At 53.9% G+C, this 24,249-nt stretch carries 22 protein-coding genes and 1 pseudogene; 10 read left to right on the forward strand and 13 right to left on the reverse strand.

Features of this window, described 5'->3' with window-relative positions; genetic code table 11:
• Positions 1-154: 154 nt before the first annotated feature.
• From RJ53_RS09195 to RJ53_RS09205, 3 genes are all read left to right on the forward strand, one after another.
• On the forward strand, positions 155-6,364 hold the full coding sequence (locus tag RJ53_RS09195) for a PAS domain S-box protein (RefSeq protein ID WP_211531330.1): 6,210 nt from the start codon (positions 155-157) through the stop codon (positions 6,362-6,364).
• A 3-nt stretch (positions 6,365-6,367) separates the two neighbouring features.
• A complete protein-coding gene (locus RJ53_RS09200) occupies positions 6,368-6,988 on the forward strand; it encodes a 3'-5' exonuclease (RefSeq protein ID WP_211531331.1) in 621 nt (206 codons plus the stop codon).
• 468 nt (positions 6,989-7,456) lie between these two features.
• Entirely contained in the window at positions 7,457-7,924 is a 468-nt protein-coding gene (locus RJ53_RS09205; RefSeq protein ID WP_211531332.1) for an AAA family ATPase, read from the forward strand.
• Between the two features lie 999 nt (positions 7,925-8,923).
• Here RJ53_RS09205 and RJ53_RS09210 read toward each other — a convergent pair.
• Entirely contained in the window at positions 8,924-10,522 is a 1,599-nt protein-coding gene (locus RJ53_RS09210) for a B12-binding domain-containing radical SAM protein (RefSeq protein WP_211531333.1), read from the reverse strand.
• Positions 10,523-10,698: 176 nt separating this feature from the next.
• Here RJ53_RS09210 and RJ53_RS09215 point away from each other — a divergent pair, with 176 nt between their 5' ends.
• Entirely contained in the window at positions 10,699-11,439 is a 741-nt protein-coding gene (locus RJ53_RS09215) for a YkgJ family cysteine cluster protein (RefSeq protein WP_211531334.1), read from the forward strand.
• A gap of 112 nt (positions 11,440-11,551) precedes the next feature.
• Here RJ53_RS09215 and RJ53_RS11795 read toward each other — a convergent pair whose 3' ends face one another.
• Positions 11,552-11,677, reverse strand: a complete 126-nt coding sequence (locus RJ53_RS11795) for a hypothetical protein (RefSeq protein WP_281412443.1) — start codon at positions 11,675-11,677, stop codon at positions 11,552-11,554.
• A 126-nt stretch (positions 11,678-11,803) separates the two neighbouring features.
• Here RJ53_RS11795 and RJ53_RS09220 point away from each other — a divergent pair, with 126 nt between their 5' ends.
• The 4 genes from RJ53_RS09220 (at position 11,804) to RJ53_RS09235 (ending at position 14,206) form a co-directional block, all read left to right on the forward strand.
• Entirely contained in the window at positions 11,804-12,589 is a 786-nt protein-coding gene (locus tag RJ53_RS09220) for a 4Fe-4S binding protein (RefSeq protein WP_211531335.1), read from the forward strand.
• A 6-nt stretch (positions 12,590-12,595) separates the two neighbouring features.
• Complete coding sequence (locus RJ53_RS09225; protein WP_211531336.1) at positions 12,596-13,393, forward strand: esterase/lipase family protein; 798 nt, start codon at positions 12,596-12,598, stop codon at positions 13,391-13,393.
• 131 nt (positions 13,394-13,524) lie between these two features.
• On the forward strand, positions 13,525-13,914 hold the full coding sequence (locus RJ53_RS09230; RefSeq protein WP_211531337.1) for a DUF883 family protein: 390 nt from the start codon (positions 13,525-13,527) through the stop codon (positions 13,912-13,914).
• A gap of 16 nt (positions 13,915-13,930) precedes the next feature.
• Complete coding sequence (locus RJ53_RS09235; protein WP_211531338.1) at positions 13,931-14,206, forward strand: hypothetical protein; 276 nt, start codon at positions 13,931-13,933, stop codon at positions 14,204-14,206.
• 123 nt (positions 14,207-14,329) lie between these two features.
• Here the strand turns inward: RJ53_RS09235 and RJ53_RS09240 are convergent, their stop codons facing one another.
• From RJ53_RS09240 to RJ53_RS09265, 7 genes and pseudogenes are all read right to left on the reverse strand, one after another.
• A complete protein-coding gene (locus tag RJ53_RS09240) occupies positions 14,330-15,973 on the reverse strand; it encodes a sensor histidine kinase (protein WP_211531339.1) in 1,644 nt (547 codons plus the stop codon).
• Positions 15,970-17,001, reverse strand: coding sequence for a uroporphyrinogen decarboxylase family protein (locus tag RJ53_RS09245; RefSeq protein ID WP_211531340.1), 1,032 nt, complete (start codon positions 16,999-17,001; stop codon positions 15,970-15,972). The genes RJ53_RS09240 and RJ53_RS09245 overlap by 4 nt, the downstream gene beginning before the upstream one ends.
• Positions 16,998-17,639, reverse strand: coding sequence for a cobalamin B12-binding domain-containing protein (locus tag RJ53_RS09250; RefSeq protein ID WP_211531341.1), 642 nt, complete (start codon positions 17,637-17,639; stop codon positions 16,998-17,000). Before RJ53_RS09250 ends, RJ53_RS09245 begins: the two co-directional genes overlap by 4 nt.
• 126 nt (positions 17,640-17,765) lie before the next feature.
• The gene (locus RJ53_RS09255) at positions 17,766-18,107 is read right to left on the reverse strand and encodes a hypothetical protein (protein WP_211531342.1); all 342 of its coding nucleotides are present in this window, start codon (positions 18,105-18,107) and stop codon (positions 17,766-17,768) included.
• A gap of 232 nt (positions 18,108-18,339) precedes the next feature.
• A complete protein-coding gene (locus tag RJ53_RS09260; RefSeq protein ID WP_246496067.1) occupies positions 18,340-18,813 on the reverse strand; it encodes a Fic family protein in 474 nt (157 codons plus the stop codon).
• Positions 18,814-18,867: 54 nt separating this feature from the next.
• Positions 18,868-19,026, reverse strand: a pseudogene (locus RJ53_RS11930) (Fic family protein); the annotation flags it as partial.
• 7 nt (positions 19,027-19,033) lie between these two features.
• Complete coding sequence (locus RJ53_RS09265) at positions 19,034-19,552, reverse strand: Fic family protein (protein WP_211531343.1); 519 nt, start codon at positions 19,550-19,552, stop codon at positions 19,034-19,036.
• Between the two features lie 404 nt (positions 19,553-19,956).
• On the opposite strand from RJ53_RS09265, the gene RJ53_RS09270 reads away from it, so the two are divergent.
• The gene (locus RJ53_RS09270; protein WP_211531344.1) at positions 19,957-20,136 is read left to right on the forward strand and encodes a hypothetical protein; all 180 of its coding nucleotides are present in this window, start codon (positions 19,957-19,959) and stop codon (positions 20,134-20,136) included.
• 2 nt (positions 20,137-20,138) lie between these two features.
• Here the strand turns inward: RJ53_RS09270 and hmgA are convergent, their stop codons facing one another.
• The 3 genes from hmgA to cofH are packed head-to-tail and all read right to left on the reverse strand — an operon-like array spanning position 20,139 to position 22,784.
• The gene (hmgA, locus tag RJ53_RS09275; RefSeq protein ID WP_211531353.1) at positions 20,139-21,347 is read right to left on the reverse strand and encodes a hydroxymethylglutaryl-CoA reductase (NADPH); all 1,209 of its coding nucleotides are present in this window, start codon (positions 21,345-21,347) and stop codon (positions 20,139-20,141) included.
• Positions 21,348-21,391: 44 nt separating this feature from the next.
• Complete coding sequence (locus tag RJ53_RS09280) at positions 21,392-21,661, reverse strand: hypothetical protein (RefSeq protein ID WP_211531345.1); 270 nt, start codon at positions 21,659-21,661, stop codon at positions 21,392-21,394.
• Positions 21,662-21,692: 31 nt separating this feature from the next.
• Positions 21,693-22,784, reverse strand: coding sequence for a 5-amino-6-(D-ribitylamino)uracil--L-tyrosine 4-hydroxyphenyl transferase CofH (gene cofH, locus RJ53_RS09285; RefSeq protein ID WP_211531346.1), 1,092 nt, complete (start codon positions 22,782-22,784; stop codon positions 21,693-21,695).
• A gap of 55 nt (positions 22,785-22,839) precedes the next feature.
• On the opposite strand from cofH, the gene RJ53_RS09290 reads away from it, so the two are divergent.
• Positions 22,840-23,754 carry a class I SAM-dependent methyltransferase gene (locus RJ53_RS09290; protein WP_211531347.1) on the forward strand — a complete coding sequence of 305 codons (915 nt, stop codon included), beginning with the start codon at positions 22,840-22,842 and terminating at the stop codon, positions 23,752-23,754.
• A 315-nt stretch (positions 23,755-24,069) separates the two neighbouring features.
• Here the strand turns inward: RJ53_RS09290 and RJ53_RS09295 are convergent.
• A partial coding sequence (locus RJ53_RS09295; RefSeq protein WP_211531348.1) for a zinc ribbon domain-containing protein occupies positions 24,070-24,249 on the reverse strand: 180 nt, incomplete at its 5' end.

Consider the following 24,249-nt stretch of genomic DNA (forward strand, 5'->3'; position numbering starts at 1 on the left):
GTCCGCGCCCCGGCTGGTGAGAGGAGGAGGAAGGAAGTCTTTCAGCCGTCGTGGCGCAGCGATGAGGAATCGGAGACAGATTTATTTAACATATAATATACATATACCATGGTTCGGAAGGATAAAGATGGTCGAAATGATATAAATATATCAGATGAGTCAGCCCTCTCCATTTCGGATCATCTATATCGATGATGAGCCTGCCCTCCTTGAGATAGGAAAGATCTTCCTCGAAAGGAACGGCCATTACTCTGTGGATGTTGAGGCGGATCCGGAGAGTGCCCTTGGCAGGGTGCTCACCGGGGAGTACGACGCCATCATCTCCGATTACCAGATGCCGGGCATGAATGGCATCCAGCTCTTACAAAAGATCCGAAACGCAGGGTGCAGGGCCCCGTTCATCATCTTCACCGGGAAGGGGCGGGAGGATGTTGTCATCGAGGCACTCAACAACGGTGCTGACTTTTATCTTCAGAAGGGCGGGGATCCGAAGTCACAATTTGCCGAACTTTCAAAGAAGCTTGAGCATGCCATCGGGAGGCGGCGGGCAGAGGAGGAGATCGAATACAGGCTCAGGTTTGAGCGGGTGGTGGCTGACATCTCCTCGCTCTTCCTGTATGCGGACTCATTTGATATCGCGGCAAACCAGGCCCTCTCCGAGATAGGATCCTTTACAAACGCTTCCCGTGCCTACCTCTTCCTCTTCAGCCATGAGCGGCAGGCGGCAGACAATACCCATGAGTGGTGTGCGGATGGCATCTCCCCGCAGAAGGAGCATCTCCAGGATCTCCCGATATCCAACTTTACCTGGTGGATGGAGAGGTTAAAGGGAGACGGGCACTTCGGGATCAATAGTGTCGCATCGCTCCAGGATGAGGCAGCAGCTGAACGGGAGATCCTCGCGGCGCAGGATATCGAATCTTTGATCGTCCATTCGATCATCATCGGGGGAGAGATAGCCGGATTCATCGGGCTTGACAATAACCTCTCGATACGGGAGTGGGGAGAAGAAGAGGGAGATCTCCTCAGGATCAGTGCAAGCCTCTTCTCAGGAGCCCTTGAGCAGAAGAGGGCACAGGAGGCTCTCCTCCAAAGGAACGAAGCACTTGCAGCTGCAGAGGAGGAGTTGCGATCCCAGCTTGAGGATCTCGTCTCGGTGCAGGGTGAGCTCCGCCAGTCCCGGGATCTCTTCCGGACCTTCATCGACCATTCATATGATGCGATCTTCATTCATGATCTGAAAGGTACGGTCCTTGATGTGAATGAGACGATGCTCTCGATGTATGGCGTCACCCGGGAGGAGGCATTCAGGTATACCATTGCAGGGTACAGCGGCCCGGAATGTACGATGAAGGAGGTTGCCGGGAAGTGGGAACAGGTCCTCGCTGGCGAGAATCTCCTCTTCCCCTGGAAGGCCAGGCGGCCGAAGGATGGATCGGTCTTTGATGCGGAGGTCTTCCTGACACGGGCTGAGATCGGAAAGGAGATCTATATTCTTGCCTATATCAGGGATATTACTGAAAAGATACGGGCAGAGAAGGAGCGCAAGCTGAACGAACTCCGGATGGCTGCCCTCCTTGAGCTTGCGGAGATTGCAGATCAACCGGAGACAACAATAATCGATACCGCAATTGAGCGTGCTGTCGCCATCACCGGAAGCCAGGTCGGGTATCTTGCGTTCCTCTCGTCAGATGAGTCATTGATGACGATGTACTCCTGGTCTGAAGCTGCGAATGAGGGTTGCGGGATACTGAATAAGCCGATCATCTATCCCGTCTCTGAGACAGGTCTCTGGGGAGAGGCGGTGCGGCAGAGGAAACCAGTCATAACAAATGACTACCAGGCAGAGAACCCCCTCAAGAGGGGATATCCGGAGGGGCATCTCCAGATCGAGAGGCATATGAATATCCCGATCGTCGATGATGGCCGTATTGTCCTTGTTGCTGGTGTTGGCAATAAAGAGGAGCTGTACACAGACGAGGATGTCCGGCAGCTCACCCTCCTGATGGACGGGCTCTACAAGACCATCCGTTCCCGGCGGGCAGGTGAGGAGCTTGCGGCAGCCGAAGAGGAGATGCGATCACAGATCGATGAACTCGTCTCGGTACAGAAGAGGCTTGCAGAATCGAATGAGTATCTCGGGAAGCTGATCACCCATGCCAGCACCCCGATCATCGTCTGGGATGACGAGTTCCGGATCACCCTCTTCAATAAGGCATTTGAAGCGCTCACCGGGATCACCGAGAGCGAGGCGATCGGATCCGATCTTACGATCCTCTTTGATCCTGAGGATCTGGAAACGGCGATGGAGTATGTCCGTACCGCAAGCGCTGGAGAAGGCTGGACAGACCGTGAGATCCCGATCCGTACACGGATGGGAGGAAAGAGGATCATTCGCTGGAACTCGGCAGCCATCACCGAAGACGACGGGATCATCGCCACGATCGCCCAGGGGCAGGACATCACCGACCAGCGGCTGCTTGAGGAGCAACTCAGTATCATCAGCGACACCATCCCGGACAGCATCATCTACCAGATTGAGACGAGCCCGTCCGGGGAACGCCGCTTCCTCTATATCAGCTCCGGGATTGAATCGATCTGCGGAATAACGGTTGAGGATGCCTGCCGGGATGCATCCCTCCTGTACAGCAGGATCATCCCCGATGATTATGAGCAGCTTGCCTGGCGTGAAGCGGCTTCGCTTGAAACAATGACCCCGATGACCACCGAATTCCGTATCAGGGACAGAAATGACGATATCAGGTGGATCTTGCTCAGGGCAGTGCCTGAAGTACGGTCGGATGGAAGCATCATCGGGTACGGGGTTGCAGTTGATATCACTGATCGGAAGCTGATGGAGGAGGATCTCAGGGAGAGGAATGAGGGGCTTACGGCAGCCGAAGAGGAGATCCGATCACAGCTTGAGGAGGTGCTCACCCTCCAGAGAGAGAATGAGGAGGTGAGAAACCAACTCGCACGGATCATTGATACGCTCCCTGATCCGACCCTTGTGGTGGATGCAGACGGGGTGGTGACCGCCTGGAACCAGGCGATGGAGGAGCTGACCGGTGTTCCTGCCGGGGATATGATCGGGGAAGGAGACTATGCATATGCGGTTCCGCTCTACGGGGAACGAAAACCCATCCTCATCGATCTCGCCCGGGGGGTGGCGGGTGATTATGATGCATACACATCCGTCCGTGGAGAGGGGGGTGTTATTGAGTCGGAGACGATCGATGCGTCTCCAGGGGGAAGGAGCGCCAGCCTCTGGATTCGTGCAGTCCCCCTCTATGACGACGCCGGACGGTGTATCGGCGGGATCGAGACGATCCGGGATATTACAATACAGAAGGAGCAGGAGCTGAAACTCCGGGAGAGTGACGCCCTCCAGCATGCGATCCTGACCGCGATTCCTGATCTTCTTATCCGCCTTGACAGCGGGGGAAGGTACCTTGATCTTCTCAGCCCTGATAACGATCGTCTGTTCCTGCCGAAGGAGATGATGATTGGACGGACAATTAGCGAGACGCTCTCTCCTGAGATAGGGATGCAGGCGACCAGGGCTATCAGCAGAGCACTTGCGACCGGGGAGGTGCAGCAGATCGAATATACGCTTGATCTCCCTGCCGGCACCCTCCACTTCGAGGCCCGGATCGCCCCGTATGCCGAGGGTGAGGTGGTTGCGATCATCCGGGATGTCACCAGCCGGAAGAAGGCAACCGCCGCACTCCATGAACGGGTGAAGGAGGCCGGATGCCTGTACCGGATCTCTTCCCTTCTCGGCCGGATGGGATTGGGCAGGGATCTGATCCTCAGAGGGGTCACGGAAACGATCCCGACCGGGTACCGGCATCCCGGAATCCTCTCTGTCCGGATCACCGTTGCTGATCAGATCTATTCGACCGAAGGCTTCCGGGAGACACCGTGGTCACTGAAGAGGGCGATCATCGCCTGGGAAGAGAAGATCGGAGATATCAGTCTCTTCTATCATGAGGATATTGCGTTTCTTGAAGAGGAAGAGGCGCTCCTTGATACGATTGCTGCACTGCTCGGGCGCTATCTTGAACAGATCAGATTCAGGGAGATGCTCCTTTACAAGAACGAGGAACTTGAGGCTGCGGAAGAGGAGATGCGGGCACAGCTGGATGAGCTCATCTCGATGCAGTCTGAGATTGCAGCCGGAAGGGAGCGGCTTCTCCAGATCATCGAATCACTCCCCGAGCCGACCTTCGTCGTCGATGCAGACGGGGTGGTGACAGCGTGGAACCTGGCGATGGAGGGGCTGACCGGGGTTCCTGCCGGAGATATCGTCGGGAAGGGGGATTGTGAATATTCGATCTCCCTCTATGGCGACAGACGACCTGTCCTCATCGATCTCGCACGTGGGATCGGGGATCCATGCATGTACCCGAGCCTCCGGCAGAAGGGGAATATCATTGAGGTGGAGACGGAGGGAGCACGCCCCCGTGGGAGAAGAGCGATCCTCTGGGCACGGGCAGTCCCCCTCTTCGATGATCAGGGGCGGTGTACAGGGGCGATCGAGACGATCCGGGATGTCACGGAGAACCGGAAGGCACAGGAGCGGCTCCGTGTCAATGAGGAGAAATACCGGGCACTCATCGAGAACCTGACCGAGGTCGTCTATACCCTTGATACCGACGGGAGGATCACCTACGTCTCCCCGAATGTCGAGGGGATTACCGGGTACAGACGAGATGAGCTGGTCGGTCGGAGTATTCGTGATTTCGTTCATCCCGACGAGGTTACCGGACAGTTTGAGAAGTTTGGACAGGTGGTTGCAGGCAATCCCGTTGTGACCGAATTTGGATTCCCAGGAAAGGATGGGAGTGTTACCTGGATGCGAACCTCAGCCCGGCCGGTGATCCGGGACGACAGGGTGCTTTCGGTCCAGGGGGTCATGACCGATATCACCGACAGAAAGGAGATAGAGGATGCCCTCCGGCTGAGTGAGGAGAAGTACCGCCAGCTTGTTGAGAATCTCAGCGAGATCATCTACACCCTTGACACCGAGGGGAGGATCACCTATATCTCCCCGAATGTCACGACGATCAGCGGGTATTCCCCCGAGGAGCTTTATGGGCGGCATTTTATTGAGTTCGTCCATCCCGAGGATACCGATGAACGGATCGATGAGTTCCGGAAGGCCCTCGCCGGGATGGCAGAGCCGACAGAGTACCGGTTCATAATAAAAGACGGCAGATCTGTCTGGATCCGGACCGCAGCCCGGTCGGTGATCCGGGATGGTACGCTGACAGGGATCCAGGGGATCCTCACCGATATCACCGAACGGAAGGAGGCTGAGGAGAAGATCCGGGAGAGTGAGGAACGGTTCCGTCGGCTCGCAGAGAACGCCGGGGATATCATCTACCGGGTCGATCTCCATCCCGCACAGCGGTTTACGTATGTGAACCCGGCTGTGACGCGGATCACAGGCTATACGCCCGAGGATCATTACCGCGACCCGACGCTTGGCTATACGATCATTCATCCCGAGGATCGCCATCTGCTCACTGATCTGGCGAAGGGAAGGAAGCTCAGTGAGCCGCTCATTCTCCGCTGGATACGAAAAGACGGAGAGATCATCTGGGTGGAGCAGAAGAATGTCCCCGTCTATGATGATGGCGGCCGGATGATCGCAATCGAGGGGATCGCCCGCGATATAACGGCTGCAAAACTGATCGATGATGAGCTTGCACGGAACGCTGCTGCCATCGCCGATGCAAACCGGAAGCTGAACCTGATGGCCGGGATCACCCGGCATGATATCGCCAACCAGCTGACGGTGCTTGGCGGCTACCTCTCGCTCTCACAGGAGATGGTAACTGATGAGACGCTGGCGACGTACCTCAGCCGGATGAACGAGGCAACCCGGTGGATCAAGCGCCAGATCGAGTTCACCCGCGAATACCAGGATCTCGGGGTGATAGCCCCGGCATGGCAGAAGGTTGGAGAACAGCTCGTCGGGATCGGATCGAAGGGGATCCCGATCGTCGATGAGACCGGAGATACTGCGATCTTTGCCGATCCCCTCCTCCCCCGCACCTTTGCGAACCTGATGGAGAATACGGAGCGGTATGCAACCGGGGCGACCCGGGTCAGGGTCTCCTGCGAGGAGGATGGCGGGGATCTCCTCATCGTCTGGGAGGATGACGGCCCCGGCATCCCGGATGGCGATAAAAAGAAGATCTTTGAACGGGGTATCGGGAAGAATACCGGCCTTGGCCTCTTCTTCATCCGGGAGATCCTCGGGATTACCGGGATCACGATCACCGAGGAGGGCATCGATGGTGAGGGGGCAAGGTTTGTGATGCGGGTGCCGGAAGGGGGATGGAGGAGGGGGTGACGGGTGATCCGTGGCGGCACCCGATATCTCATCTTCGACACCGAGACGACCGGGCTCCCCCTCTATCCCGGTGCACCGTATGCTGATCTGCACGCCTGGCCGCGTCTTGTTCAGGTCGGCTGGGTTGTTTGTTCTGCATCCGGGGAGCAGATTGCCGGGGAGAGCCTTATCATCAGGCCCGAGGGATTTGCGATCCCCGCAGGCGCTGAGAAGGTGCATGGGATATCAACCCGATCCGCAGAGGCCACAGGGGTCCCGGTTGCTGATGCTCTCCGAAGATTCCAGGAGGAGTGCGCCCGTTCTGATGCCGTTGTTGCCCATAATCTCGCTTTTGATGAGGGGGTGATCACCTCCGAATGTCTCCGTCTTGAAATGGATCCCCCGTTTTTGGACCTGATACGCATCTGCACAATGGAGGTCGCGGCCCCGGTCTGCAGGCTCCGGCGGCCGGGGGGATGGAAGTATCCCACATTGACTGAGGTGCATGGGTTTCTTTTCGGGGCAGGGTATGAGGGCTGTCATGATGCTCTGCATGATGCGAAGGCGACCGCCCGGTGTTTCTTTGAGCTGGTGGACAGGGGGTGTATCGTTATGGATGATGGTGAAGGCAGGGAAGCTGAATAATAGGAGGAGAGGGGGGAGGGGATACCGACCAGTCAAGAGAAAGCTACTTCTTTCCTGAGATGATATGATTGATGAGTGTTCCCCACGCATGTGGGGATGAACCGATGACACGATGGGTGCCGCCCATCTTGGAGTTGTGTTCCCCACACCTGTGGGGATTGAATTTTTTCTCAATAAAACCGCTAATGGAGCATGTGTTCTATGAGAGGTGCGGATTCCGAATTTTATTTCTTATAATGACAAAGTTGGGTTACTCCAATTTTGAACCCATCAGAACGATGATGATTCTTGTAATAGGAGTTACGCATACTGCATCGTGACTTAAATTTTTGGTAATTTCAATTGATTAATCAATCCTTCATATCAACTAAAAACAGATCACCATTTCGGATAAACAGCGTAACATCTATTGTAAACCATCAACTCTCAAAGTACAGTATCCCAATGAGATCCTAGAATAGTTAGATCATGGTAGTGGATACTGCGATCGGTGACTTCTCTCTCAGGCCGCTCCCCGAGAACGAGGATCTGATTAAACTTGAGTGGATGGAGCGAAACTCCGATTACCCGTTCCTCGCCTCGCATCTCTCAGACGGAACACTCCGCTTGATCTGCCTGGCGACAGTCCTCCTCCAGCCAAATCCTCCGGATCTGATCCTCATTGATGAACCTGAGCTCGGCCTCCATCCGTATGCATTGAATATCCTGGCTGATCTGATCAAGAGTGCGGCAACAAGGTCACAGATCATCACCTCGACAAAATCTGTCAGCCTGATAAACCAGTTCGAGGTGGAGGATATCCTTGTTGTTGATCGCTATAACGGAGAGACAACGATCAGACGGCTTGTTGAGGAAGAGCTGGTGGATTGGCTGAACGACTACTCGCTGGGTGAACTCTGGGAGATGAACATCCTCGGCGGGAAACCTTCACGGTAAATCAAACACTACCCCTCCCACCATGGGGATCTTCCCACCCTTTCTCCCCATTATTCCCGCCCTCTCATAACATGAACGACATCTTCTGAACCTGAGCGTGATATGATCCTCTCAGGGGGAGCCCTGCTCCCATTTGACAGGTGTGAACTAACCGACAACGAAGAAACAACCCGAAGCAGGAATCCACAAGCATAATGACAGATTTGAGGCATGAATGGAAACAGCTGTGAACTAACCGACAACGAAGAAACAACCCGAAGCAGGAATCCACAAGCATAATGACAGATTTGAAGCATGAATGGAAACAGCTGTGAACTAACCGACAACGAAGAAACAACCCGAAATAGGAATCAACAAGCATAATGACAGATTTGGCTTTTCATGTTGTAGCTATCAAATACCCATCAAATACAGAATGCCCCGGAATAGAAATCGGAGCCTGAAATGATGTTTGGCTCGATTTGGGTCGAACATCTGGAAAATACCAGGCAGACCCGTATTCCTGCCCACCTTGTTATGAGCGGTCGGCGAAGAGGGGTGAATCCACATTGGAGAACATTTCACCCCTGAAACAACCATCTCCCTCGAAATCCAGATTGAGCCAGGATATGACAATATTTATCAAAAAGTGAAACGACCCGGCAACCAGAGAACGCCACAGTCCCGGAAGCCAATGGCAAGCTATTTCCACCATTGCAACAACCATTTCTTCTGAAATCTAAATTAAGCCAAAATTTGGCAATATTTGCCTATAAGTGAAACTACCCGGCAACGAAACTAATCGCTATATCTGGAGCTAAAAAAGAGCTATTTGAACCCCTGCAACAACAATCTCCTCCGAAATCCAGATTAAGCCCGAATATGACAATATTTATCAAAAAGTGAAACTACCCGGCAACCAAAGAACGCCACAGTCCCGGAAGCCGATGACGAGTCCCCTCGCCCCCCCCATCACTCCTTCTTCTGATCATGCTCATCCACCGCAACCGGAACGGCGGATCAACTGTCAGACAGCAGATCCTTATGGAGATGCTCGTTCACTTTGGAGAATAATCCCCTGAATTCGGCTCTCCGCAGATATCCAAGGGCATGGAACGCATTCCGGATGAGCGGATGGACCCCGACACCATCAAGCCTTCCATAGAGGACCGATTTGATGTTCAGATACTGGAGCAGGAGGCCGGATGCGGGACTATCGGAGAGGACCGCCTGCCTGACGATCCGGTCATTCGCATGGTTCCAGACGACAAGCCAGATGATATTCTTCATCATCCGGAGCCGATTGAACGGGAAGAAGCGGGGACTGTAGATGAATGCCTTCTCGTCAAGGAAATCATGCTGAATCTCTTCGAGTAATACATCCCGTGTTCCATCCTCCGGTCTGATAAATCCATCCTCTATCGCACGGTCGGTTAAGGGATAATCAGGGAAATACTGGAGGGAGTAGAGATTAAAGGTGAGGGGTTTTGGCAGCTGGAGGAGGAGATCGATCGTCTCTTTCAGCTTATCCTCGGTATCATACGGACTCTCCATGATGAGATCATACCGGACCTTCACATTCCGCCGGGTAACTTCCTTTGCAAGGGCAACAATCTCAGCGGATGTTCCCGGCCGGTTATAGATTCTGTTTCTGACAGAATCCGACCCGGACTGAATCCCCACATCCACCTCCGCAAGTCCGGCTTCGACCAGCCGGTCGATGATAGCAAGGTTGAGTTGTTTTGGATGATAATAGACCGAGAACGGGAGGTCTGTTAGCTTCTGATATTTGGTTGCGAACTCATCGACCCATTTTTTATCAATGGCAAAGACCTCATCAATAAAAAAGATCGACCGTGTCATCCCCTTTGAACGCCCCAGGTACTCTGACAGCTCCGCGATGACGCTATCGACCGTTCGTCTCCGGACATAGGGTCCCAGATCCGTAAAGATATTCCGCAGAAGGCTGTTTACACAAAATGAGCATCTCCATGGACAGCCCCGTGCTGTCTGAACCAGATGCTCGGGTTCTGAAAAGACCGTATCAACCTGCGTTATAGAATTGGTATCGATAAAGAAGAAGGAGTCATCCCCGTATAAGGGAACCGGGAGCGAGTCCAGATCCTCAATCAGCGGTCTGAGAGGGTTTTTGTAGATCATCTCACCCTCCCGGACCCAGAGATTCGCAATCTGATCATACGGCAGACCATCCCGCATCGCTGTGAGGAGATCGGTGAGTGCACCCTCGCCCTCACCGATGCAGAGAATATCCACATCGGAAATACAGTCCTCGGGATAGAGGGTTGGATGGATGCCCCCCCAGATAACGACCGTATCAGGATGCTTCTCCTTGACCAGACGGCTTAATCTCCGTGCAACATCTGCAAACGGTGACAGAACCGTAAAAGAGACGATATCAGGCTGTAATTTGTCGATGAGATCAAGAAACAGTCGTTCTTCGTCCTCTGTGGGATACTCAAACCGGTTAATCGAGACATCCTTTAAAAAAACGGAATAAGGTACAACCCCCGGAATCTCCCTTATCAGAGGGTGTAATAACCGGATAGTGAAATTTCGATACCGAAATAACGATACAAAAAGAATAACCAAATCAGACACATGACGATTTATATTTTTCAATGTTGATAAAAATATCTATTTGCGTCTTTCACCATTTCCACCACTCTCCTTTCGTACCGGAAGTACCTGAAGAATACCCCCCACACCAACATGGGATCAATTCAGGGGTGTATCACCAGAACCCCTTTCCCCCCAGACACGCAACATCTATGCAGATGTCCGCCACCCCCCGCCTCACCCGGATGATCGAGCGCCTCAACCAGGAGCGGGAGGCTCTCCTCGCCTATCCATGGGATGAACTCGTCACCATCATTCAGGAGGTTGGTTTCTCCTGCACCTGCTGCGGCCGCTGTTGCACCCGCGAGTTCAACGGCCATCTCCTCCTGCTGGAAGAAGACACGGAACGGGTTTTAGAAATGGCACCCGGGGCACTCATCCCGGCGCCGTACTTCGAGTACTGCGACAATACCGGCATCCTTTACACCTCCGGGTACACCCTCCGGATGAAAGAGGACGGCAGCTGCCACTTCCTCGGCCCGGACCGGCGCTGCACCATCTATGCAGAGAGGATGGGGATCTGCAGGCTCTACCCGTACATGCTCCACCGTGAGCCCGGCGAGGACGGGAGCATCGACTGGCGGCAGATCGCGGGCCTCAACCAGCATGGCGAGTATCATGACGAGATCGAAAGAGTTGAAGCAGAGAAGATAGCGGCAGCAGTTCTGACATACGAGGAGGCATATCTTGCAGAGGAGATCGCCTTCCTCGAAGCCCTCAAGGCACACTTCCAAAAAGAGAAACTCCGGCATATCCCAAAGATCCTCGACCAGCAGATGGCCGCCTTCAGAAGGGGCGAGCCGGTTCCAGTGAAGATCTATTATAAAGGAGCCTTTGTAGACGGGATAGCCGACTGCCGGGAGAGCGGCATGGAGCCCCACCGGCCCGGGAAAAGGTAGCAGAGCACAAGATACGTCTCAGAAAACCAGCCTCAAAAAAAATCCAGAATTATGAGCCAGGCAGAACTACGAAAGCCGCAATCGGGTCTGCTGCCTGCCTCCTACAGATGCTTCAGTCTTCCTCCTCATCCTGAAAACCATGATGCATCACGGATTTCAGGATCAGGAGACCCGCCACAAGAGCGGCTGCCAGAAGAACGAAGACGCCTGCAATGATGAGAATGATCAGTCGCTTCATAAGGGGGACTAGGTACTGTTAATATATAAACATTGTTGTATATATGACAAGACATTAAAATTTCAAAACGACAATCCCCCCATCCCATCCAGAAGATTCTTCGTTCACCGGGGGAAAAAGAGATCAATGTTTGGTGCCGGCTTCAATCCCCTCCTCCTCATCGGGATCGTCTATGCGATCACCCTTGCAATCCTCTCCGCCATCCTCTGGATAACCGGGCGTTTCTCAAAGAAGGTACGATACACCCTCCTTCTGATCACCATACTCCTCGGCTTTGCCACCTTCTCGCCGATGATCCCCCACCAGTTCCAGGGCCTCATCGAACGTCTCGCCGATGGACGACAGATCGGAACCACCCTCTTCTCAGGCATAATCGGCCTTGGCATACTCAGCATCCTTGCGCTCCTCTTCGGCAGGCAGTTCTGCGGACACCTCTGTCCGATCGGAGCCGTTCAGGAAGTTGCATACATGATCAGGACGAAGAAGACCATCATCTCCCGGAAGGGCCTTCTGAGTGGCATCCGTGTGGCGTTCCTCATCGCCATGATAGCAGCAGCATTCCTCTTCGGCATCGAACTTCTCGATTACACCGGCTTCTCCGACTTCTTCCGGTTCAACCCGACTATCGGATCTCTCATCTTCCTGCTGATCCTCCTCCTCTCAATAGGCATCTATCGCCCGTTCTGCAGAAGTATCTGCCCGGTGGGAGCAATCTTTCAGGTCGCGGCATCTCCGGCAATCTATACAATCCGGAGAACTGATGCATGTATCCGATGCGGAAAGTGTGAGAGGGCCTGCCCGACAGATGAGGCAAAAGAAGGCGACCTCAAAAGTGAATGCTACCTCTGCCGCCGCTGTATTGAAGTATGCCCGCAGGAAGGGGCACTGGTGTACGAACGAAAGAAGCGTTGAGATACGATGAAACGTCAATATCTCCCGGTTCTCCTTGTGCATGGCTGGAAGAGCCGGCCCCGCATCTGGAGAGATCTCATCACCCGGCTCACCGACCATGGAATCCCGGCATGGGCATTTGCCTATACAGACGACCATCCCGAAACCGTCGCCACTGACCTCCGGAGATTCATCGCTGCAAAACGAAAAGAGTCCGGGTATAGCGGTGATATCGATATCATCACCCATTCGATGGGAACCCATATCACCCGGTACCTCCTTGAGGTCATCGATGGGAGTACGAAAGAGGAAACCGTTCGCAATCTGATCGGGATCGGGCCGCCAAACAACGGATCATCGATGGCCGAGCTCTTCTGCGATGCTGTTCACGGCGAAGAGATGATCAACAGGCTTGCAGGCGCCTTTGTCCCGAAAGGCTACATCCCCGACGGGGACGCACTCGTCCAGGAGGTCCGGCCACGGAGCCCGACGATGAAGAGGCTCAGAAGAACCGGTCTTCGGGATGATATCACCTACCGTTTCATCCTTGGAGAGAACCTTACCCGATCAGCAGCATTCTTTCCGGTCTTCGGAGGCAGAACCCCGGTCTATGGGGAGGACGGAGAGTGGAAGACGACCTGGGCTGGTGACGGGGTTATCCCGCATACGGACTCCATCATGGCAGGCGGAACATACGAGGTTCTGCCATCTGATCCGCTTCTTCTCACAGAGCGACCCTGGCTGTACTGCCACACCACCCTCCCGGGAAATCCCGAGGTCATCAGCCGGATTCTCCGCCACCTCACCGGGCCAGAGGGGAAATAGTCCCGAAAAACTGAAAGATCCATCCCGGTCTGGCGTGTGAGACATTTATATATAATAGATGATATAGGGGAGGATAGCCTCTGAGATTCGTGTATAATCATACCATAGACAGAGGCATGGAAGGTGAACCTATGGCAGACGACGTAATAAACGACATGAAAAAGAAGACGGCAGATGCACTCGAAGAAGCGGCAAGGAGGCTGAGGGAGTCGGAGGAGTCGATGAGCGGCGAGGAGATCTGGGATATCGTCCATGATGCCGAGGGAAAGCTGCAGGAGGTTGTTCCAAAGAAGATCGAAAAGGCAGAGGAGGCCACCGAAGAGGCGGGCGAGGATATCAGAAAGAAACTCCATGATGCAGAGGAGAAACTTCGCTCCTATGTGGAAGGAGAACATGCCGGGATCGAGAAGAAGGTCCGGTCGGTTGAGGGCTTCGTATCAGAAAACCCGATCCCGGCAGTCGCCATCGCCGCCGGTGCAGGCCTCCTCTTCGGACTGATCGCAGCAAAGCTCCGTGACTGACGCAGGGAGGAAAAGGATGAACGAGCAGATCGGGAAGAAGGAGATCCCACACAAAACCAGGAGTTGCATCAGGAATCATCCCATCGCCGCCATTGCATCTGCATTTGGCGCAGGAGCAGTGATAGGTCTGATGATCGGCGGAGGAGGGCGAACCCGTACCGGCACTGGTCAGAAAGGAGGGGGTCTCCTCTCATGGACGTTTGCCCGTGCAACCCCGCTCGTCATTTCATATATGACAAGCCTCATCATGCCATATCTCTTCTTTCTCCTCTTTAGGCGAAAAAGAGGCTGAAAAGCCACCACTTTTTTCTTCGGAGATTGGTCCACACCCGTACGTTGCGACACCTGATTCCCGTTCTTTTATCATCCCCCTGGCGACTGCACTGATCTCCGGCAGAGGGGGGAGAAAACGCTATCAGATCCGATCCGTTTCTTCCGTACCCGGCAGCGATCTCCGCCAGCGCCCCTCCGGAACGTGAATGAGAAACCTCGCCCCCTCACCATAGCGGCCATCCTCTTCGATAGTTATACCAGTGATGGCGAGTATCTCCTTTACGAGATAGAGCCCAAATCCATGGCTCCTCCCAAACGACGGTTTGAAGATGGATTTTTTCCTATTGTCGGGGACACCCGGACCATCATCCTCGATGGAGATGATCAGATCTGCTCCTGCCTCATATGCAGACCATCGCAGGTATGTCGCCCCTCTGGCGTGAAAGAGAGCGTTCTGTGTCAGGTTGTGGATGATCTTTGGAAGCATCGGATCGGTGAGGATCCCGACATCCGGGAGATCATTACGGAGGGAGAGGCTGCCCGCCTTCACTATCGGGGCTGAAACCGAGGTAACCAGGGATCGGACCATATGCCATGCAGGGGCCTGAAGACCCATATCCTGGTAGTCCTTGGTGAATTCAAGTTTTCTCTGGATTGAGACCATCTGTTCATTCAATTTCTGAAAAGTTGACTTCACCTCATCGGAGAGGGGGAGATCGCCTGCAAGACCAAGATACGCGACCACGACCGTCACGTCATTGAGGATATCATGCCGGGTGATTGCGGTGAGGAGGTTGATTTTTTTGTTTGCAAGGGCAAGTGCCTCCTGCATCTCCCTGAGTCGAAGTATCACCCCGTCCTTCTCCTCGTTTGCAACAAGAAGCTGCTGATAGATCCGTGCATTCATCATCGCAAGACCAAAGACGGGGAGGAGAAATTCGACAGTGTTCCGGTATCGCTCTGTATGCTCAGGTGTGGAAAAACCATCCATCCGGAACCATGCCATCAACTCAGGCCCGTTTCTGATCGGAAGAATGATTCCATCAGTACCTTCTGGAAACGGAGTATATTGATATTCGATGACTGAAGGAGAGAAGAGGAGGAGAAGAAGATTCTCTATCCTGACAGATATCTCATCCATCGTCGTTGCATTTGCAATATCACTGAGGAGATCGAAGGCCATGGTATAGTCTGCAACCTGTGATTCGAGATTCTGGCATTTTATACCATTATTCAACCTCTCTGCCTTAAGATTGGCTGAGAGGAGTTCCATCCTGAGCCTGAGAGAGAAGATGGAGAGATCAACCGGATACGTCTCAGGTTCTGCACCAATCTCCGCTGCTATCATCGCTGCACCGGTATCAGCATCAGGATCATTTCGAGTACGAAGATGAACAAAACGGGTAATCCCGGCATCTTTCAGCTGAATTATTTCAGGGGAGAAAGGCGTCATAAACCCTGAGGTGACCATATAGACACCGGATCCGGAGAGACGCCCTAACTCTGCATCAGAGAGAAAAGCCTCAGGGGATCTGAGATGCACCACTTCCCGGCCTGCAGGTATCGGATGTGAGCAGCCACAGCTTACAAGAATCAGGGATGACCCCTGGATTTCACGAAACGATCTCAGATATTCTCTTTTCCATTCTGTGGGATGCAAAGAGGTATGAGACGGGAAGGTGGTGACAGGAACACGCTCATAATCGGTCCCCCTCAGTGCGGCAATAACCTCATCCCTGAGATTTCTGCAGACAAGGATTCCGACAACCGTTTCCTGTTGGTTCATGGCACCGGATATCTCCCATACAGATCTGCTGCATCCGCGATCGCCCTGATGACCGGGTCCTGAACCTGCCAGGGAATCTCGCCATGATTATCAGAGAGGATAAAGCCGCCACCAGGAGCCGCCATCTCGATCGCTTCCCTCACCTTCTGCGTGGCCGTGTCCATTGACCAGCGATGCATTGAAACCCCGTCAAGGTTTCCGATGATGGCAATCTCCCCTTTGAATGCTTCCTTCAGGTCGGCAAGGCTCTCAAGTGCAGAGACACCAACGGCGACCGCCCCGGACCCGATCAGATCCTTGGCAATAGGAAGGGCTCTTCCAGAGGCAAGATGGTACGCAACAGGACCAGGAATCTCCCGGATAATCTCTTTTGCAATGGCAAGACCGGTCTTTCGGGCAAGTTCCGGAGGAATGATCGTCGGTGAAGAGACCGGATCGAAGTAGACGATGGCAGTAGCACCTGCCTCAATCTGGAGCGAGGCCCAGGTGATGCAAAACTCCCGGTTCACCTCCATCAGGCGCCAGAAGAGTGGATCTTCTGCAAGAAGGAGATCGAGATATCGTCCGAACCCAAGCTGCATTACGGGAAGAGAGAATGGTGAGATGGCAACTCCGGCGATCGGAACGGTATCGCCGTACCGATCGGCGAGGATCCGGGTCGTTGTCAGCATCCGGAGAAGTGCCGGAGAGGTGGCAGGATCAGGAGCCTCAAGAGATTCAATATCCCGGATCGGGGGGGCTCCCGCGTTTGGAGGACCATCGTCAAAGAAGATGGTCTCCCCACCAAAAGCCTCTGCCTCTGCGGCACCATAGCAGAATCCGGTCATAATATCCCCTCCGTATCGTTTTCTGAGCCTTTCCTGCCCAAGGACAACGTTGGCGGGATCGCTATAGTACTCCCGGATGGAAAGCCCGGTCTCCCGTGCACCATGCATGGTGAGATTGAGGATGAGAGGGACCCGATCCGCCTCGGTAAGGGAGAGGGCAGCCTCTGTTCGTTCAAGAGAGGTCATCTCACCATCCCTCATGAAGAGGCACCCCCGACTAGTGAAACGGCCTCTGCTGCATCATGGGCAAAGGCATCTGCATCAACCTCCTCCCAGAGATGCTCATCAAAAAGAAAAGGAGCTCCCCCGACGATCACCCTGACAGAGAGGCCTGCCTCTTTCAAAGAAGCAGTGAGCTCCCGTACTTTCAGGGCTGCCCGAAGCATCAGTGCCGAGATGAAGATAACCTCAATTCCATCATCTTTGATCTTTTCCAGAAGATCCGAAACAGTAAGACCGGCACCATAGTCGATGACCCGGTACCCTGAAGCATGAAGGGCGGTCATGACCGTCTCTTTTCCAAGAGTATGGTAATCCTCGAGGACTCCAATACCGATCACCGGCTGATCAGGCCGGATCCCGGAGGATGGAACCGGGAGAGAGCGGATAAATTCCTCGCATATCCTCCCGCTGACATATACCTGAGAGAGAGACGCCTCCCCGTCAGCCCATTTCACCCCGATCGATCTGAGTGCCGGCTCGACGACATCACTGATGCACTGATATGGCTCATCCATGCTGCAGGAATCCTTGAGGATCTTCCGGGCACCGACACGGTCAGATGAAAGAAGGGCCATCTCAAGTACAACTGCAGGAGGTGCAGCTTTCCCACTCTTCATACTTTTTCATCGCTGCTTTCATAGATAAACATTTGGAGGAGCCTTTGTACTCTTCCATTGATGATCATGATTTTATCCGATACAATCCCCAGGAATAGATGGATACCAGGGGAAGACCCCGGAATATCATCTCCTGACAACCTTCAGAAGACCCCCGATAACCAGACAGATGAAAGCAGGCCCTGCATATCCGAATATCGAAAGAAGAATAATAAAACCCGAGATGATCATCAGCCACCCACCGAGGAAGTTATCACGGGTACTCCCCCCGATGATACCCCCCATCGAGAAGACAAAGGCAATAAGTCCGGTTAGAACGACATCCGAAAATCCTACCGCTGAGAATCCCCCTATACCCCCTGCACCCATCTCAAAGAAAAACCCGATGAGATGGTAAAATGCAGCCCCGATACCAAGGAAGCCCCCGATCAGTCCAAGCCAGAACGACGGGGCATAGGGTTTGGTCATAGCAGTAGAGGGGGTGGAGAGGAGATAGCAGTATCTGTCTCTCGTTTCTCTCTTCTACGTACTGGTTGAGTAGCAGGCACAGGGTTTCCCCAGGATGTACGTGATCTCAGGACAATTTTTGTCCCATCGCCCGCTGCTGTGTAAGCCACTCTCTTGCACAGCCTTCCTCGCAATAATATCGATCTTTTATGATGCAGTCTTGATTTACTGAAAAGGGAGCTATGTGAGGATATTATTCCCTATAGATGGAAAAGTTTGGATTGGATGATTGCCGGTAGAAGAAGAGAAACTCTTTCCCGACCTTTCTCTTCAATAGATATCCTGCATCGACAAGGTCAAGGAGATCAGTTCGTGCTGTTGCATAGGCGACATTGTGCATCCCAGAGACTGCCTTAATCGTCATCGGGCGATCCCGATCTTTCATCATCAGTTCGAGAATCGCAACCTGGCGGAGATTCAGATCATCTGATGATTCAGGAGGGGTGATCATATTCGGCAACTCCTTCGGTTTTACATCCATATATTGGCGGAGATCAGCGATCGACTCATCGATCACCCTGATAACATATCTGATGAAATACGTCAGATCAAAGGTATCAGTCCTGGTGTAGAGGTATGCCCGTTTATACTGCCCCCGTGTATCATAGATCCTCCGCGAGATTGGCATATATTCAAAGATCCGGTAGTCATTCTTCAGGACATACAAGTAGAATACCGTCCGGGCCGTCCTCCCATTCCCATCATTGAAAGGGTAAATATACCCGATGAGAAAATGAAGGATGATCCCTTTTACGAGCGGATGAATGAAGCGATCACCTTGTGTATTGGCAAAACGGCAGAGTGCATCAAGGAGATCAGGAATTTGGGCATATGGGGGGGGGGTGTGGAGTATGGTGCCGGAACTGTCACTGACGATGATCTCATCATTATCCCGGAAGCGACCGAATCTCCTTCATTGTCCGGTATCCATTGGAGATCATCTGCTCGTCACGGTTTTTTGGCTTTCTCTCTTCCTCAAGCATCCTGCGGGCACCCAGTCGTGGCGTTGCTGCACCCTCAAGCTGGTTGGAGGAGATCGCCTCCTCCATCAGTGACCTGATGATATGGCGCTCCCTGTCATGATCGGCTGAATCGACAATCGCAGAGAGATTCCCCCCGGCAGTCTTGTCAATCTGATGAAGAACCTCCAGACAGCGATCAGGAAGTGTATAGCGAAAAGAGAGACCCGGGAGTGTCAGCGATCCCGTACCTTCACGTCGGAAGAGTTTCATCAGCGTCCAGATATCATGTGGGTCGGCCGGGAGATCACGGTATCGGATCGCATCCCAGTGGAGATACCGGTAGTTTGCTTCATGCACAACCTCGATCACCGTCGGATCTGAGAGATGAGTCATTGCCCGTATCATATCATTATCAGTTATCCGGGGAAGAACAGGGACCTTCATATGATTGACTCACTACAGCGATACCGGTATTTATTGGACGGGGAAAATATATCATTTACTATGAATTTGTAGGGAGTTGATAGATATCACCATATCAAACATACAATCGGCTGATACAGCTCACCGAAACACGTGAAAGGAACCCTGAGACAAATAGTATCAGGAGATTCACCAGCAGAAAAGGAGGAAATACAAAGGTTCTCATCAAAGACGAGAATGGCTGGAAGAACTGCATTGAGAATTTTTTTGCTCTCTATGAAGACAGAAACGACAGATACAGGATAATTCTCTGCCTTGATGATGATCAGCAGACCCGGGAACGCCTAAAAAAAGAGACACAAAAGAGATTCCGAAAAGATATCTTCCTTGAGCAGTCAGAATACTCTTTTCAGACCAAGGATGAGATGAAGCATCTTGTCTTCTTCATACCAGGCTCTCTTGAGACACAGCTGAAGCAGGTCACTGGAAAAAATCCGGATCTCAAAGGAGATGAGGGAAGACGCATCCTCACCTCATTCATCGACCAGTGCCAAAGAGAAGACACTCCATGGCTTTCAGCCCTTGAATCACTCCTCTCCAGCTGAGATTACCCTCTCCCAAGCTCCTTATGTGCCTTTGCGAGGTGCTGGGCCGCCAGTGCCCCAAGGAGCGACAGCTCCCCGGCAAGCACACCGGCCGCCACGATCTCGGCAAACGCCTTTGCATTGGCACCCGGCGGATCTCCGCCGCCTGCAACACCAAGGAGCGAGAGGCAGGCGGCCTGGGTCGCGATCCCGGTTCCACCGCCGACGGTTCCCACCTGTACCGCCGGGAGCGTCACCGCCACATACACCCCGCCATCCATCGGATCAGCGGTCGTGATGCAGGACGACCCTTCCACCACATGGGCGGGATCCTGGCCGCAGGCGATGTAGAGAGCCGCGATGATGTTTGCCGCATGGGCATTGAAGCCGATGGCGCCGGCACGGGCGGACCCGACCAGGTTCTTCCGGGTATTGACATCCAGAAGCGAAGCCGTATCGCACTTGAAGACATCCCTGATGAGATCGTCGGGGAGGAAGACCCCGGCGGTGACGGTCTTGCCCCTCCCCTCCACCAGGTTGATCGCAGCAGGCTTCTTATCGGTACACATATTCCCGGAGAGGGCGACCAGCCGGGCACCCGTCTCCCTCGCGATGAAGTCTGCCACCTTCTGGGAGGCGATCGTCACCATATTCATCCCCATGGCGTCTTTTGTATCGAACTCAAACCGGAGGAAGACGCTCGTCCCGACGACATAGGGGACCATGCCGAGGAACTCGCCATGCGAGGTCGTCGATTGAGCGATCTCTGCAATCTCCATCAGGTGATCTTCGGCAAATGCGACCACCTCATGGGCATGGGCAACAGAACCGGCTGCAAAGACCGGGGCACGGGTCATTCCGTCACGGAGGATCCGGACCTCGGCACCCCCGGCCTTTGAGATCGCAGAACAGCCCCGGTTCACCGATGCGACGAGAGCCCCTTCCGTCGTCGCAAGCGGAAGCCAGAACGAACCCTCCGCATACTCTCCGCAGACGGTGACCGGGCCTGCAACACCGACCGGGATCTGGACACAGCCGATCATATTCTCACAGTTCCGGGCAACGACCCGATCGATCGGGATCGTGTACTCACCAAGGGCCGCAAGATCGGTATTCGTCTCTCCTGCGATGAACTCCCGCCTGAGGCCGACCGCCTCATCGGGGGGGAGAACCTTCTCAAGTGCGTAGAGTTTCAGCTTCCCGGATCTGAGATCCGCACGATGATCATCCATCATCAGGACTATCTCCCTCTTCGGCAATGTACCTTTGGAGGAGATCACCGCTCCTCTGCGATCCGTTTCACCGTCAGGGTGATCATCCCACCGGATTTCCGTCCATGGTACTTTGTAATCCGCTCCCACCGGTTTCGATCATTCTTCTTCACCCACCGGAGCCACTGGACAAGGGACCGGTTCCCTTTACTCCGCTTACACTCTACGCAGGCCGGACCCTCGCGTGACGAGCTGGCATTGGCAGATCCGCCCCCCCGGACCGATCCGGCACCCTGGATCGTCCTTCCACAATATGAACAGTCATTATATGCCATATGAATCGATCAGATATCGCGGTCATTCTATTTAGATCATCTGGTACAGGGTGTTCCGCTCCCGGAGACTCCGGCCGAGATCTTCTGCCATCCGCTGCATCACCAGGGGATCAAGGAAGTCGGTCGCTGCTGCACCCGCACTCTTTGATATCGACTCTTCATAGACCGTTCCCCCGAGATCATCGGCACCGGCAAGGAGGAGGAGCTGTGCCATCTTCTGGCCGAGTTTCACCCAGGATACCTGTATATGCCGGATATTGTCGAGAAAAAGCCTCGATACCGCATGCATCAGGATATCCTCCCTCCCTGTTGCACCTGCCCGTCCCTTCCCCTGAAGATGGAGAGGAGTCTGCTGATGGATAAAGGAGAGGGGGACGAACTCGGTGAATCCATTCGTCGCATCCTGGATCTCCCTGATGATCGCGAGATGGCGGGCACGATCGGCATCGGACTCGATATGGCCGTACATGATCGTCGCGGTCGTCGGAATACCCATTCCATGGCACTCTTTGATGATCCGGACCCACTCATCGGTCGGGATCTTCCCCGGACAGATCATCTCCCTCACCGAATCGACGAGGATCTCAGCTCCGGTACCACAGAGGGATGCGAGCCCGGCACTCTTTAACTGAAAGAGAACCTCGGGTGTTGATATTCCGCTCTTTCGTGCCGCATACGCCACCTCCATCGGGTTGCCTGCATGAATATGCACACCCGGCGCACCCCGCCTGATCGCCTCGATGATCCCGGCGTATGTCCCGGCATCATATGCCGGGTGGAGGCCGGAGACCGAGCAGATCTCGGTGATATGATGCTTCTCCTTCGCCTCCCGTGCCTTCTCCTCGATCATCTCAAGCGGGTATTCAAATGATTCCGGGTGGCCGGGCGGCCGCGAGAACCCGCAGAAGCCACAGGCATTCACACAGATATTCGTCACATTGATATTCTGGTTCCGGACAAACGTCACCTGATCACCGACGGTCATCTGCCGGACCTCATCAGCCGCTTCCGCAACCCGGAGAACATCACGCCCCTTCGCCCCAAGGAGGGTGACGGCATCCTGCTCGGTTATCCGCTCACCGGCTGCCACACCCCTGAGAATATCCCCTATCCCTTTCCCCATACAGAAGCATTAGACCAGACATCAATAAGAAGTATCCGGCACCACCCATTAGCGAATGATCGAGGCATGGGCAGTCCGGATACCAAAACGGCAGGGAGAGGAGAGACGGCAGGAGCTGATCAGGGACGGCTTCATAGCAGGAAACCTCAGGCCACAGGCAGACGGAGATGACCTCCTCATCCCGGTCACCGGATCCCCGCCCGGTACCGAGCGTGCCCTCTTCAAGCAGATGCAGACAGCCCCCCCGCTCCCACGGCATGAGCAGGTCGGCGGGATCGCGATCATGCAGGAGAACGATCCCCGGGGAGCAGAACGGATCCTCGCCGCCCGCCCCTCAACCCATACCGTCCTCTATGCCGAAGGTGCTGTCGAAGGGGAGTTCCGGACAAAGACCTTCTCGGTTCTTGCGGGCACCCCGACGACCCGGACCTGCTATCTTGAGTACGGATACCGGTTCACCATCGATCTCGGTTCAGCCTACTTCTCCTCCCGCCTCTCCACCGAACGGCAGCGGATCCGATCCATGATGAACGACGGCGAAGCGGTCTGCGATATGTTCTGCGGGGTCGGGCCTTTTCCAATTACCCTCGCAAACAGAGCAGGATGGATCCTCGCCTGTGACAAGAACCCACACGCAATCCATCTTCTTATTGAGAACCTGGCCACGAACAGAACCGGAAACGTCCTCCCGATGCTCGGTGATGCCGCACGGCTCGGGGAGATCTTCGGGGAGCGGTTCGACCGGGTCCTGATGAATCTCCCCCTTATCGCCCACCAGTTTCTGAGGACGGCAGCGATCCTCACCCGGCCCGGAGGGACGATTCATCTCTATGCACTCCAGGAACGGGAAGGGGAGTATGAAGATGAGATCAGATCCATCATCCCGGACAGTACCATTACCGAGCGGTTCCTCCGGTCCTACTCTGCAGGGAGATGGCATGCGGTGTATGATATCAGAAGGGATCTCTGACCCCCCATAGATCCGGAGAGATAGTTCTCCAACAGAGGCAGCTGAAATACCAGATGTGAGGGATGGGGGATCATTCATCTACATTCTGTTCTTTGCCGTTTAATCAGAGGGAAAAGGCTGCTTTTAAGGAGAGAAAATGGTACCTCTGCGATCACAATATATATTTATATTAATATACTATATCAGGTTATGCGGATTGAAGATCCGTATACGAGGGGATACACATGAACGCAGATGATTTTAAGAACATTCTTTCGATGGCGATCGATCGAGAGGTTGAGGCGTATGCCTATTACCATAGCGTTTCTGAGAGGGTCAACTACCCACGACTGAAGTCGTGGGCTTGCCCTTCCATCTTCCTGAGCGCTTTGGTTCAGGACGGAGTGCGATAGGCTGGTTGACATCAGCCCTTGATGCAATGTTTTTTGCGGCATTGATATCCGCATTATCCGTATATCCACATTTGATACAGATGAAGTCAGACTGGGTTTTCCG

The sequence above is a fragment of the Methanocalculus chunghsingensis genome, assembly GCF_018132105.1.
In the GTDB taxonomy this organism is placed as follows: domain Archaea; phylum Halobacteriota; class Methanomicrobia; order Methanomicrobiales; family Methanocorpusculaceae; genus Methanocalculus; species Methanocalculus chunghsingensis.

Bases quoted from the DNA above. Each gene is read 5' to 3' on its own strand.
- RJ53_RS09195 (WP_211531330.1), top strand. From the start codon at position 155: ATGAGTCAGCCCTCTCCATTTCGGATCATCTATATCGATGATGAGCCT.
- RJ53_RS09205 (WP_211531332.1), top strand. From the start codon at position 7,457: ATGGTAGTGGATACTGCGATCGGTGACTTCTCTCTCAGGCCGCTCCCC.
- RJ53_RS09215 (WP_211531334.1), top strand. From the start codon at position 10,699: ATGTCCGCCACCCCCCGCCTCACCCGGATGATCGAGCGCCTCAACCAG.
- RJ53_RS11795 (WP_281412443.1), bottom strand. From the start codon at position 11,677: ATGAAGCGACTGATCATTCTCATCATTGCAGGCGTCTTCGTTCTTCTG.
- RJ53_RS09220 (WP_211531335.1), top strand. From the start codon at position 11,804: ATGTTTGGTGCCGGCTTCAATCCCCTCCTCCTCATCGGGATCGTCTAT.
- RJ53_RS09225 (WP_211531336.1), top strand. From the start codon at position 12,596: ATGAAACGTCAATATCTCCCGGTTCTCCTTGTGCATGGCTGGAAGAGC.
- RJ53_RS09230 (WP_211531337.1), top strand. From the start codon at position 13,525: ATGGCAGACGACGTAATAAACGACATGAAAAAGAAGACGGCAGATGCA.
- RJ53_RS09235 (WP_211531338.1), top strand. From the start codon at position 13,931: ATGAACGAGCAGATCGGGAAGAAGGAGATCCCACACAAAACCAGGAGT.
- RJ53_RS09240 (WP_211531339.1), bottom strand. From the start codon at position 15,973: ATGAACCAACAGGAAACGGTTGTCGGAATCCTTGTCTGCAGAAATCTC.
- RJ53_RS09245 (WP_211531340.1), bottom strand. From the start codon at position 17,001: ATGAGGGATGGTGAGATGACCTCTCTTGAACGAACAGAGGCTGCCCTC.
- RJ53_RS09250 (WP_211531341.1), bottom strand. From the start codon at position 17,639: ATGAAGAGTGGGAAAGCTGCACCTCCTGCAGTTGTACTTGAGATGGCC.
- RJ53_RS09255 (WP_211531342.1), bottom strand. From the start codon at position 18,107: ATGACCAAACCCTATGCCCCGTCGTTCTGGCTTGGACTGATCGGGGGC.
- RJ53_RS09265 (WP_211531343.1), bottom strand. From the start codon at position 19,552: ATGAAGGTCCCTGTTCTTCCCCGGATAACTGATAATGATATGATACGG.
- RJ53_RS09270 (WP_211531344.1), top strand. From the start codon at position 19,957: ATGAAGCATCTTGTCTTCTTCATACCAGGCTCTCTTGAGACACAGCTG.
- hmgA (WP_211531353.1), bottom strand. From the start codon at position 21,347: ATGGATGATCATCGTGCGGATCTCAGATCCGGGAAGCTGAAACTCTAC.
- RJ53_RS09280 (WP_211531345.1), bottom strand. From the start codon at position 21,661: ATGGCATATAATGACTGTTCATATTGTGGAAGGACGATCCAGGGTGCC.
- cofH (WP_211531346.1), bottom strand. From the start codon at position 22,784: ATGGGGAAAGGGATAGGGGATATTCTCAGGGGTGTGGCAGCCGGTGAG.
- RJ53_RS09290 (WP_211531347.1), top strand. From the start codon at position 22,840: ATGATCGAGGCATGGGCAGTCCGGATACCAAAACGGCAGGGAGAGGAG.